At 62.4% G+C, this 12,237-nt stretch carries 9 protein-coding genes; 4 read left to right on the top strand and 5 right to left on the bottom strand.

Annotation, left to right across the window (positions count from 1 at the left end; translation table 11 throughout):
* Positions 1-367: 367 nt before the first annotated feature.
* From GAK28_RS18220 to dnaA, 5 genes are all read right to left on the bottom strand, one after another.
* Positions 368-1,660 carry a tetratricopeptide repeat protein gene (locus GAK28_RS18220; RefSeq protein ID WP_291782515.1) on the bottom strand — a complete coding sequence of 431 codons (1,293 nt, stop codon included), beginning with the start codon at positions 1,658-1,660 and terminating at the stop codon, positions 368-370.
* A gap of 279 nt (positions 1,661-1,939) precedes the next feature.
* Positions 1,940-4,381 (bottom strand): DNA topoisomerase (ATP-hydrolyzing) subunit B, encoded by a 2,442-nt coding sequence (gene gyrB, locus GAK28_RS18215; RefSeq protein WP_291782512.1) that lies wholly within the window; start codon positions 4,379-4,381, stop codon positions 1,940-1,942.
* Between the two features lie 69 nt (positions 4,382-4,450).
* Positions 4,451-5,533 carry a DNA replication/repair protein RecF gene (gene recF / locus GAK28_RS18210; protein WP_291782509.1) on the bottom strand — a complete coding sequence of 361 codons (1,083 nt, stop codon included), beginning with the start codon at positions 5,531-5,533 and terminating at the stop codon, positions 4,451-4,453.
* An 88-nt stretch (positions 5,534-5,621) separates the two neighbouring features.
* The gene (gene dnaN / locus GAK28_RS18205; protein WP_291782506.1) at positions 5,622-6,722 is read right to left on the bottom strand and encodes a DNA polymerase III subunit beta; all 1,101 of its coding nucleotides are present in this window, start codon (positions 6,720-6,722) and stop codon (positions 5,622-5,624) included.
* 214 nt (positions 6,723-6,936) lie between these two features.
* Positions 6,937-8,307, bottom strand: a complete 1,371-nt coding sequence (gene dnaA, locus GAK28_RS18200; RefSeq protein WP_291782503.1) for a chromosomal replication initiator protein DnaA — start codon at positions 8,305-8,307, stop codon at positions 6,937-6,939.
* 192 nt (positions 8,308-8,499) lie between these two features.
* Here dnaA and rpmH point away from each other — a divergent pair, with 192 nt between their 5' ends.
* The 4 genes from rpmH (at position 8,500) to mnmE (ending at position 12,172) form a co-directional block, all read left to right on the top strand.
* Positions 8,500-8,634, top strand: a complete 135-nt coding sequence (rpmH, locus tag GAK28_RS18195) for a 50S ribosomal protein L34 (RefSeq protein WP_045828244.1) — start codon at positions 8,500-8,502, stop codon at positions 8,632-8,634.
* 14 nt (positions 8,635-8,648) lie between these two features.
* Positions 8,649-9,029, top strand: coding sequence for a ribonuclease P protein component (gene rnpA, locus GAK28_RS18190; protein WP_291782490.1), 381 nt, complete (start codon positions 8,649-8,651; stop codon positions 9,027-9,029).
* A gap of 67 nt (positions 9,030-9,096) precedes the next feature.
* Positions 9,097-10,788 carry a membrane protein insertase YidC gene (gene yidC, locus GAK28_RS18185; protein ID WP_291782487.1) on the top strand — a complete coding sequence of 564 codons (1,692 nt, stop codon included), beginning with the start codon at positions 9,097-9,099 and terminating at the stop codon, positions 10,786-10,788.
* A gap of 52 nt (positions 10,789-10,840) precedes the next feature.
* Positions 10,841-12,172 (top strand): tRNA uridine-5-carboxymethylaminomethyl(34) synthesis GTPase MnmE, encoded by a 1,332-nt coding sequence (mnmE, locus tag GAK28_RS18180; RefSeq protein ID WP_291782485.1) that lies wholly within the window; start codon positions 10,841-10,843, stop codon positions 12,170-12,172.
* Positions 12,173-12,237: the final 65 nt, after the last annotated feature.

Genomic DNA, 12,237 nt, shown 5'->3' with positions numbered 1-12,237 from the left:
CTGCACAACTTTGTCCGTCCGCTTTTCCTGCTGCTTGGGCGGCGCCATCGGCGCGACCAGCACAAGGAATGCGAACGAGTGCAGCGCAATGGCTACAGCCAACGCACTGGTGCGCCCCCAACTGAACGGCGCTTGGCCGGTTGATTCGTTACTTGAGGCCATCAGTCACTATCAAGAGCTAATCAAGCGGAAGTGAGACCCGCACTGCACTTCCGGCGTTCGGCGATTGACATTGCCGAAAACGCAGGTTTCTGCAAGCGGAAAGATACGCAAGTTACACCAGCATATGGCTTTTGTATAGCACCTGAAGGGAAGATTTATGGCTTGCCACGTGATCTCCTTCAGGCACTTTACAAATGCCTACTGTTTACTTTGCGGTTTTCAACCAGGCGTTAGCCTTGGCAGAGGTTTCAGGGTCCTGGGCCGCGAGCTTCATGTCCGCGATGGCGCCCTGCTTATCTTTCTGACCACGCTTGGCTTCCGCGCGCACCATGTAGGCCTGGCCCTTATGCTGCACGCCCTTGCTGATCGCGTCCGTCGCCGATTTCTGGGCGGCGGCGTACTGGTTTTCCTGCAGGAGGACGCGCGCGGCCTTCAGGGCCGGCTCGCCATTGGTGGCGACGCCCGCGGCCTGCTGGTAGGCAGCCAGGGCGCCCTTCATGTCGTCGCCCGTCACGGCGGCGTCGCCGAGCAGGTTGTAGTTGTCGGCGGTCTTCTGGACCACGCCCTTGTCGAGGCCTTCCTTGAGGATGGCCGCCGCCTTGGACGCGTTGGTCTTCTGGCGATCCTGGTTTTCCTGGCCGTCGATCAGGTAGATCTTGGCGAAGTTCACGTACTGCTTCTCGTCCTTGATGGCGCCGGCCGTGTGGGCCTTTTCCATGAGGGCGATGGCTTCGGGATACTTCTGCGCCTGGATCAGCGCCGAGGTGGCGTTGCTCAGCGCGGTGGAGTCATTCGGGTTCTTCGACAGTTCGTCGGAGGCCATCGAAGCGGCCTTGTCGCCCTGGCCGGTTTCCGAGTAGCTGGCCATCAGGATCTGGTCCCACGACGCCTGCGGCTTGGCGTCCGGCATGGACTTGGCCTTGGTGATGGCGGCGATGGCGTCCTGGTACTTCTCGAGGCGGTAATCGATGTTGCCTTCGAGGCCGTACGAGTCGGCGGTTTCCTTCTTGCCCTGGTCGCGCCACTCATGCAGCGACTGCAGAGCCGGAGCGTACTGCTCGTCGGCGACGAGGAACTGCGTGTACATGTACTTCAGCTGGAAGTAGGTGTCGTTCGGCATCACGCCGATATCGAGCGCCTGCTTCAGTTCGGTGATGGCGCCTTTGATGTCGCCGTCGTTGTACTTCATGTTCGCCAGGCCCTGCAGGGCGAGTGCCTGGGCGTACTTGCTGCTCGTGCCCGAACCGTCGGCGAGCGGCGTGAGGATCTGGGTGGCCTTGTCCTTGTCGCCGTTGTTGGCGGCGTCGAGGCCTTCGTTGATGGCCTTCTGGTCCTTTTCGCTCTTCAGGTCGAGCTTGGGCTCCGTGCGGGTGGCGTTCGGGTACAGCGCCTCTTTCTTGTCCTTGGCAGCCGTGTCACGCGCCATGACGGCGCCGCTGGCAAGGGAAAGTGCGATCGCGGTAGCGAGCGCCATCTTGATGAAGGAACCCTGTTTCATTGACTGGCCTCTGTTGAAGGACTCGTCGCACGGCGTGGTGCTCCGGGGGACTACAGAGGTTAACCCGATTCGATTCCTAAGAACAAGTCGCAGCGCCACAAAAAACAAGAGTCAAAACAATGACTTGTTAGAAGAATGTTGGCGGGCCTCTTCTGTCAGGTCTTTTGGCCCTTGAAAACGGTGTTTTCATCCACCTGTCCGGCGCATGCGGCAAGAAACGCGAAAGCCCGATTGTCCAGGACAATCGGGCTTTCGTTTTTCATCGCGATGTCGACGGAATTACACGTCGAGGTTGGCGACCTTCAGCGCGTTCGATTCGATGAAGTCGCGACGCGGTTCCACCGCCTCGCCCATCAGCATCGAGAACATCTGGTCGGCGGCCACCGCATCCTCGATCCCGACCTGGAGCATGCGCCGGGTTTCCGGATTCACGGTGGTTTCCCACAGCTGCTCCGGATTCATTTCGCCCAGGCCCTTGAAGCGCTGGATGGTACGGCCCTTCTTGGCTTCGTCGAGCAGCCAGGAGCGCACCTCGGCAAAGCGGGTGACGCCGCGCGAGGGATTGCCACGACGCACGACCGCACCCGGCTGGAGGCGAAGTTCCGCCAGCTGCTGCGCCATGGAGTGAATGGCGCGGAACTCGAGGCCGGAGAAGAAGGCCTGCGGCAGGATCCAGCTGTGGCTGAGTCCGTGCTGCATGCGCTCGATCTCGATCGCGGCGCCCTGCTCGTTCACGGCCGAGCGGAAGCGTAGCTTGTAGGTCGGCTTGCCGAGGCCGCTCGCGCTCAGACGCGTGGCGATGCCATCGAGCCAGCCCTGCATGCGGGCCTCGTCCGACCAGAACGCGTCTTCCAGCGGCACGTGTTCGATCATGGCGTTGAGCGCGGCCGGATCGAAGCGGTGGCTGAGGCGATCGATCTGGTCCAGCGCGGTCTGGTAGTCGCGCAGGAGCTTCTCGAGGGCCACGCAATCGATGCCGGGAGCGCCCTCTTCCGGCGTCAGCGACGCGTTGTCGACCGCGCTGGCGATCAGGTACTCGTTCAGCACCGCGTCGTCCTTGATGTACATCTCCTGCTTGCCCTGCTTCACCTTGTACAGCGGCGGCAGGCCGATGTAGACGTGGCCGCGCTCGATGAGTTCGGGCATCTGGCGATAGAAGAAGGTCAGCAGCAGCGTACGGATGTGCGAGCCGTCCACGTCCGCGTCGGTCATGATGATAATGCGGTGGTAGCGCAGCTTGTCGGGGTTGTATTCCTCCTTGCCGATGCCCGTGCCGAGCGCGGTGATCAGCGTGCCGACTTCGGCGGAGGAGATCATCTTGTCGAAACGGGCCTTCTCGACGTTGAGGATCTTGCCCTTCAAGGGCAGCACGGCCTGGGTACGACGATTGCGGCCCTGCTTGGCCGAACCACCTGCCGAGTCACCCTCGACCAGGAACAGTTCGGAGAGCGCGGGATCCTTTTCCTGGCAATCGGCCAGTTTGCCCGGCAGGCCGGCGATGTCCAGGGCGCCCTTGCGGCGGGTCATTTCGCGGGCCTTGCGGGCCGCTTCGCGCGCACGCGCGGCGTCCACCGCCTTGGAGGCGATGGCCTTGCTCTCGTTCGGATTCTCGAGGAGGAATTCGGCGAGCTTTTCGTTGACGACCTGCTCGACCGCGGTCTTCACCTCGCTGGAAACCAGCTTGTCCTTGGTCTGCGACGAGAACTTCGGATCCGGCACCTTCACCGACAGTACGGCAATGAGGCCTTCGCGCATGTCGTCGCCCGACAGGGCGACCTTGGCGTTCTTGGCCAGCGCTTCCTTCTCGATATAGCTCTGCAAGGTGCGGGTCAGCGCCGCGCGGAAGCCGGTGAGATGGGTGCCGCCGTCACGCTGGGGGATGTTGTTGGTGAAGCAGAACATCGTCTCCTGGTAGGCGTCGGTCCACTGCATGGCCAGTTCGACCGTGATGCCGTCCGTGGTGGAGCTGAAGCTGATGACCGTGGGATGCAACGCGGTCTTGAGCTGGGCCAGGTACTGCACGAAGGACTTGATGCCGCCTTCGTAGGCGAAGATGTCCTTGCGGTCGTTGCGCTCGTCGAACAGCTCGATGGTGACACCCGAGTTCAGGAAGGCCAGTTCACGCAGGCGCTTCGCAAGGATGTCGTAGTGGAATTCGTTGTTGTTGGTGAAGGTCAGCTTGCTGGGCAGGAACCGCACCATGGTGCCGCGGCGGGTGGTGTCTCCCGTGACCGCGATGGGAGCCACCGGCTCGCCGTGGGCGTATTCCTGGCTGTTTTCCTTGCCGTCACGCCAGATGGTCAGCCACAGCGATTCGCTGAGGGCATTCACCACCGAGACGCCCACGCCATGGAGGCCGCCGGATACCTTGTAGGAGTTGGCGTCGAACTTGCCACCTGCGTGGAGCACGGTCATGACCACTTCGGCGGTCGACCTGCCCTCTTCCGGGTGGATATCGACGGGGATGCCGCGACCGTTGTCCGCGACGCTGGCCGAGCCGTCCTGGTGGATGGTGACCGTGACGTAGTCGCAGTAACCCGCCAGGGCTTCGTCGATGGCGTTGTCGACCACCTCGAAGACCATGTGATGCAGGCCGGTACCGTCATCGGTATCGCCGATGTACATGCCGGGGCGCTTACGAACGGCTTCCAGGCCCTTGAGGACCTTGATGCTGCCAGAGTCGTAGGCGTTCGAATTCGTCGGATCGATAGGTTCGTTCATGCGATGCCTGGTGATGGCGCCAGAATGCGGTCCCGACGCGGCGCGAGAAGCTTCGGGATAGTCTGTCGATTATAGCAAAGCCGTCACGGCACCCTGTTCCACGTGGAACACCGTGGCCGGCTGGTCGACTAGCGCGAAGGGAACCTCGGTTCCGGTGACGAGAACCTGGACGTCACGGCCCGTCAATTGGGCGACTACCCACTCTTGATGGGTGCGATCCAGCTCCGATGCAAGGTCGTCGAGGCAGACGACGGGCCACTCGCCCCGTATCTCGGCATGCAGCGAAGCTTGGCCCAAAAGGCAGGCCAGGGCGCAAAGCTTTTCTTGGCCACGGGACAGGTGTTCGCGTAACGGGGCATGTTCGAAGGCAACCGAGAAGTCGGCTCGATGCGGCCCGGCGGTGGTGTGCCCTCTCCCCAAGTCCCGAAAGCGGCATTCCTGAAGCGTCGTTGCGAGGTCGGACGATTCGTCCCAGCCCGGTTTGTACCGGATGACGAACTCCCCAAGCTCAGGAAGAACATTGGACATGAATCCACGGATATGGGGCAGCAGACGGTCCAGATAGTCCTTCCGATAGCCGGAAATGGCTTCACCGGTCGAAGCTAGCTCTGATTCCCAGGGCTCAATGAGACTGGGGTCGATCGGGCCACCGCTCCGGAGCAAGGCGTTCCGCTGTTTCAGGGCACGCTGATACCGCCGCCACTGGCCAACGAATCCATGTTCCACGTGGAACAAACCCCAATCGAGGAATCGACGACGTTCGTCGGATGCCCCCGCGATAAGGTCATGCGATCCAGGTTCGAAGCAAACTACAGCACATTCCTGCACGAGACTGCCGAGCGACGCAGCAGAATCGCCGTCCACCCTCGCTTGCCAGCGCCCCCCTTCCCTGCCCAGGCCCAGGCGCCGCGTCCGGCCATCCAGCGAAGACACTTCGGCAAACACCGATAGCGAGGAAGCGCCCCGTTTGAGAAGTACATCGCGCGAACCAGCGCGAAACGAGCGTCCGTGAGAGAGGAGATAAGCGGCTTCAAGGATGCTGGTCTTTCCGGCGCCATTGGCTCCCGTGAAGACGTTGATACCGGGCTTTGGAGTCAGCGAAACGCCATCCAGGCATCGTAGACCGGTGATCCTCAGCGTTTCGAACTTCATTCCCGGAACATCCCCTGCCAAAACAAAAAACGCCGGGGTGTCGAAGACATCCCCGGTGTCGTGGGCCGAACTCTACCTTGTTCGCCTGTCAGAGGCGAAGCGGCATCACCACATGGCGGGCTTCATCATTGCCATCTTCCTGGAGAAGGCAGCTGGACTGGGCATCACGCAGGTTCAGGCGGATCTTTTCACCACGCAGGGCACCCAGCGCGTCGAGCAGGTAGCTCACGTTGAAGCCGACGGCGAGATCGTCAACCACGGTTTCCGCTTCGACTTCTTCCTGGGCTTCTTCCTGCTCCGGATTGTGAGCCACGATCTTGATGCGACCCGGAGACAGTTCCAGCTTCACGCCGCGGTACTTCTCATTCGAGAGAATCGCCGCACGCTGCAGGGCGCTACGCAGTACATCGCGCTCGATGGTGGCCGATTTATCGGCACCAAGCGGAATGACCGCTTCGTAGTCCGGGAAACGGCCGTCGATCAGCTTCGAGGTGAACTGCACTCCACCACGGCGAACACGAAGATGGTTGCGACCGAATTCCAGTTCGACGGTACCGTCGCCGGCTTCGAACAGGCCGATCAGCTCGTTCACGCCCTTTCGCGGAATGATGATCTGGCGACGAGCGGAAACGGCGCTTTCCAGCTTGGTTTCCTTGAGTGCCAGACGGTGGCCATCGGTGGCGACGCAGCGCAGCGTGTGTTCCTGCAGATCCAGCAGCATGCCGTTGAGGTAGTAACGGACGTCCTGGTTCGCCATGGCAAACGCGGTGCGGTCCATCAGGTCGCGAAGGACCTCTTCCGGAAGTGTCACGCGTTCGACCAGTTCGATCTCGTCGATGGTCGGAAACTCGTTAGCCGGAAGCGTTGCCAGCGTGAAACGGCTCTTGCCCGCGTTGAGGGCGATGCGTTCGCCATTCAACTTGATATCGATGTTGGCACCGTCGGGCAGGGCACGAACGATGTCGAACAGCTTGCGGGCCGGAATCGTGATCTCACCGTCCTGAACCTTGTCGGCCGCAGTGGTGGCGATCATCTCGACTTCGAGATCCGTGCCGGTGAACGACACCTCGCTACCGGAGGCCCGCACCAGGAGGTTTGCCAGTACGGGCAACGTCTGACGGCGTTCGACGACGCCCACAACCTGCTGGAGGGGTTTGAGCAGTACTTCCCTCTGAATGCTGAATTGCATGCGTCCCCTACTCCTGCTTTTAAATGTTTTTAAAGATTTTATGTAGTGGTTGTTAGGCCGGTGGATATCTTGAAAAGTCCAAAAAACACTACGTATTCATGAACTTAGTAAGAACTATCGACTGGTCAGAACATCCGGTTTCGTGTGGGTGCCTTGTGGATAACTTCGAAGGCCAAAACCGTCCTCTGTCCATCCACCTATTATCCACAGCTTCTCAGCCCATCAATATACGAATCAGCTGCTCCCAGTCCTGCCTCATGCGCACGTCTTTCTCGGTAAAATCGCGGATGGTGCGGCAGGCATGGAGCACCGTCGTGTGGTCACGGCCACCGAAGGCCTCACCGATCTCAGGCAGGCTGTGCTCGGTCAGTTCCTTGGACAGGGCCATGGCGACCTGTCGGGGGCGCGCCAGCGAGCGCACACGGCGTTTGGAGAGCAGGTCGGAGAGGCGGACCTGGTAATAGTCGGCGACCGTCTTCTGGATGTTCGGGACGGTGACGGCCTGCGCATGCGTGTTCAGCAGGTCGCGCAGGGTCTCCTCGGCGAAATCCGTGGTGATCGGGCGACGATAGAAATTGGCACGGGCGGCGAGCGTGTTGAGCGCGCCTTCCAGATCACGCACGTTCGAGCGGATGCGGCGAGCGAGCAGCATCGCGACGTCCTCGGAGACTTCCATCTCCTTGTCCGCCGCCTTCGACAACAGGATGGCCGCGCGCGTCTCGAAGTCCGGCGGCTCGATCGCCACCGACAGACCCCAGCCCAGACGCGACTTAAGACGCGGCTCGAGCTTGTCCAGTTCCTTCGGATAGCGGTCGCAGGTCAGGATGATCTGCTGCTTCGCCTCGAACAGCGCGTTGAAGGTATGGAAGAACTCTTCCTGCGTGGTGTCCTTGCCGGCGAAGAACTGGATGTCGTCGATCAGCAGCGCGTCGACCGAACGGAAGCGACGCTTGAAGTCGTCCATGTTCTTCTGCTGCAGCGCTTTCACCATGCCGCTGACGAACTGTTCCGAGCGAAGGTAGAGCACCTTCGCCTCCGGATTGTTCCGCAGCAGCAGGTTGCCGGCCGCATGCATGAGATGGGTCTTGCCCAGGCCGGTGCCGCCGTACAGCAGCAGCGGGTTGTACGCCCTGCCCGGGTTCATCGCCACCTGCATGGCAGCCGCCTTGCCCAACTGGTTCGATTTGCCTTCGACGAAGGTTTCGAACGTGTAGTGCGGGTCGAGGTTGTGCACGTGCGCCGGTTCAAGCGGCGAAGGTTCCTCCACGCGCGCCATCGGCACGCGCGGTGCCATAGCGGGCGGCGGCGAGGGAGCGGGCGTGGGGCGGACAGGCGCGGGCCGGCCACCGAACGAACCGATTTCCAGGCGCACAGGCGTGGCCTGGCCGCTCAGGTGTTCGACGATGGCCTGGATCCGGGCCAGGTAATGTTCGCGGACCGTGTCCAGCGAATAGGGGTTCGGTGCGTAAAGATGCAATCCGAAGACGTCTTCCCGGGCCTGTAGGGGCATCAGCCAGGTATGGACATCCTCGGCGCTCAATTCGCCTTCAAGACGCTCGAGACAGCGCCTCCAGAGATCACTCATCAGGTATTCTTGCCACGGAAAGGGGCGCGTGCGCGCGGGGTGGACGGGAAAGTCTACCAGCCTTCCGGTTCCCCGCCCCGGGTCGTCCCTTTGGGACCTCCCCTGAGGGCCTGTTGCCAAGCGCTTGACAGTCCTGGAGATTGTCCCGCATACTTTCGGGCCTTTTTCCATATTCACCCGGATGTAAGCGCCATGAAGCGTACATACCAGCCCAGCAAGCTCAAGCGCGCCCGCACCCACGGCTTCCGTGCCCGCATGGCCACGGCCGACGGTCGCAAAATCCTGAACGCGCGCCGCGCGAAGGGTCGCAAGCGTCTGATCCCGTAAGCGGCTCGCCGGTCGTGCGTGCCGCAGCCCTGCCGCGCGATGCGCGGCTACGCCGCGCCGCCGACTTCGCCGCGTTGCGAACAGTCAGCGGTCGCCTCGGCGGCCGCTGTTTTCTTTTGCGCTTCGGAAACAACGATGCCGGCACCGCCCGGCTCGGTCTGGCCATTTCCAAGCGCTGTTCGAAACGCGCCGTCGATCGCAATCGCATCAAGCGTCTGGCGCGTGAGGTATTTCGTCGCGCCCGGCCGGGGCTGCCGCACGTGGATATCCTCGTGATGGCGCGCGACACGGCGGTGAACGAGACCGGTGCGACGCTCCTGGCGGAACTGGATGCCCTGCTCCGCAGGATCCGGCCGTTGAAGCGCGAGGGTGCCGACGGCACAATCGCGCGTTGATCTACCAAGCCCTCTCCCGCCTTCACCGGCCTGCCGGCCGAGGCGTCATCCGGATCTGGCCTAAGCAATGAATCAAACGCGCACGTTTATCTTCTTCGCGCTCATGTTCGTGGCGTACCTGCTGTGGACCGAGTGGGAGAAGGACTACGGTCCCCACCCGCAGGCGCCCACGCCCGCAGCGCAGACCGAGGCCGGCAAGAGCGCCGACGGCAGCGTGCCGGGTGCGACGGGTCCGGCGAGCGTGCCGAACGAGACGGGCGCGGCCAACGACGGCAAGGGCCAGTTGGTCACGCTGTCGAATGACGTACTGCGCCTGACCATCGATACGCGCGGCGGCAGCGTCGTCCGTTCCGAACTGCTCGCCTATCCGAACGAGCCGGTCACCAAGAAAAATCCCACGCCGCCGGCAGCACGCCTGCTTGACGACGAGGCTGAGCATTTCTTCGCCGCGCAGGATGGCCTGGTGAGCAACACCGGTGCCGCGCCTGACCATCGCTCGCTGTTCCAGGCGGCCACCACCGACGCGACGCTGGCCGACGGACAGAAGTCGGTGAGCCTCGACCTGACCTGGACCGACCCGTCGGGCATCAAGGTGGTCAAGCGCTACACGCTCAAGCGCACCGATTACGTGGTCGACTTCGACCAGCACATCGAGAACGGCTCATCCGTCGCCTGGACCGGCAACGCCTACCAGCAGTTGCAGCGCGTGCCGGCACCGAAGGTCAATTGGTTCAAGGCCTACACCGATCCGGCGCAGCACAGCTTCTTCGGCGCCGCGTGGTACAGCCCGGAAAACAAGTTCGAGAACCTGCCCTTCCTCGACTTCGCCAAGAAGCCGCTCAACCATGCGTTCGCGGGTGGCTGGATCAGCATGATCCAGCACTACTTCTTCGTTGCCTGGATTCCGCCGGCCGACCAGAACGTCACCTATAGCACCGGCATCGTCGACCCGACCTCGGCCACCCCGCGTTACCTGGTGCGCGCCTTCGGTCCCGCCATCCAGGTGGCGCCGGGCCAGAGCGCCGACAGCGTGTCGCGTCTTTACATCGGTCCGAAGCTCCAGGGCACGCTCGACGCCATCGCCCCGGGCCTTGATCTCACCAGCAACTACGGCTGGCTGACGATCATCGCGACCCCGCTGCACTGGCTGCTCTCGCAGCTGCATGGCATCAGCGGCAACTGGGGCGTCGCGATCATCCTGCTCGTGCTGATCATCAAGGGTGCGCTGTTCAAGCTCACCGATGCGCAGTTCCGTTCGGGTGCGCGCATGCGCAAACTTCAGCCTCGTGTCCAGGCGCTCAAGGAGCGCTATGGCGACGATCGCATGAAGATGCAGCAGGCGATGATGGAGCTGTACAAGAAGGAAAAGATCAATCCGATGGCGGGTTGCCTGCCCATCCTGATCACCTTCCCCATCTTCATCGGCCTGCTCCGCGTGCTGTCCGAGTCCATTGAACTGCGCCACGCACCGTTCTTCGGCTGGATCCACGACCTCTCGGCGCCCGATCCGTTCTACGTGCTGCCGGTGCTGTACTTCCTGGTCACGCTGCTCACCCAGCGCATGATGTCCACGGTGGGCATGGATCCCACCCAGGCCAAGATGATGAAGGTGATGCCGCTGATCTTCGGTGTCTTCTTCGCCTTTTTCCCGTCGGGCCTCGTGCTCTACTGGACCGTCAACGGCGCCACCAGCCTGCTCCAGCAGTGGTGGATCAACCGCAGCGTCGACAAGGCGCACGAAAAAGCCCGTACGGCGTGATCTTCCGGGCGGCGCGTCGCAAGACGCGCCGCTTCGCTTTCGAGGGCAAGCCATGATCCACGGCGTCGACACCATCGCGGCCATCGCCACCGGCGCCGGCGCGGCCGGTATCGGCGCCGTTCGTGTTTCCGGCCCCCTCGCTCCCGCGATCGCGGCCACCCTGCTTGGGCGCGAACCGACATCGCGCTACGCGCATTTCGCCGCCTTCCGCGATGGCGCGGGTGAACTAATCGACCACGGACTCCTGCTGCATTTCCCTGGACCGAACTCGTACACCGGCGAACACGTGCTTGAACTGCAAGGCCATGGCAGCGCCGTATTGCTCGACGCCCTGCTCCGCCGCTGCATCGAACTTGGCGCGCGACTCGCGCGGCCTGGTGAATTCACCGAGCGTGCCTTCCTCAATGGAAAGCTCGACCTGGCCCAGGCCGAAGCGGTCGCCGATCTGGTCGCAGCGACATCGCACGCCGGCGCGCGCGCAGCATTGCGTTCGATGGAAGGTGTATTCTCCACGCGGGTGGACGAATTGCTCGTCGAGCTGATCGAACTGCGCGTGCACATCGAAGCCGCCATCGATTTTCCCGAAGAAGAAATCGATTTCCTGGCCGATCCGGTGATCGGCGACAAACTGGCGACGCTACGCGCGCACCTCGCTGAACTGCTGGTCGAAACACGTCGCGGCGTGCGGCTCAACGACGGCATCGCCGTCGCCATCGTCGGTAGGCCGAACGCCGGCAAGTCGAGCTTGTTGAATGCCTTGGCCGGCGAAGAGCGCGCCATCGTCACCGATATCGCCGGCACCACTCGCGATGTGTTGCGCGAAGCCATCCATATCGACGGCGTCGCGTTAGAACTGGCCGATACCGCAGGGCTTCGCGATTCGGACGATATCGTGGAACGCGAAGGGATCCGCCGGGCACGCGCCCAACTGGAACGCTGCGATGTCGCCCTGCTCGTCACCGACGAAGCGAACGTCACCGCCGACCAGGCCTTCTTCGATGGTACGCCCGCGCATGCGGCACGCCTCGTCGTCGTGAACAAGATCGACCTCGGCCAAGTCGACGCCCATCGTGATGGCGACACGCTCTGGCTATCGGCTCGCACGGGCGAAGGCCTGGATGCACTTCGCTCCCGGTTACGCGAACTGGCCACCGCGGGCGCAGGGGAAGGTGCCTTCAGCGCTCGCCGCCGTCATGTCGTCGCCCTGGAATCCGTGCGCGACCACCTTTCGCATACGGCCGAGGCGCTTCATGGCAGCCGGGCCGGCGAACTCGCGGCGGAAGAACTCCGCCACGCGCAACAGGCTCTCGGTGAAATCACCGGTACCTACTCTTCCGACGACTTGCTGGGTGCGATCTTCGGCTCGTTCTGCATCGGCAAATAGGTTTATTGAAAAATTGACTTATATGGCAAATAATAGGCCCTCAATAGGGCTTTATTGACATATAA

It is taken from the genome of Luteibacter sp. (assembly GCF_009912395.1).
Classification (GTDB): Bacteria; Pseudomonadota; Gammaproteobacteria; order Xanthomonadales; family Rhodanobacteraceae; genus Luteibacter.
This window is presented reverse-complemented; position numbering and strand designations above follow the sequence as displayed.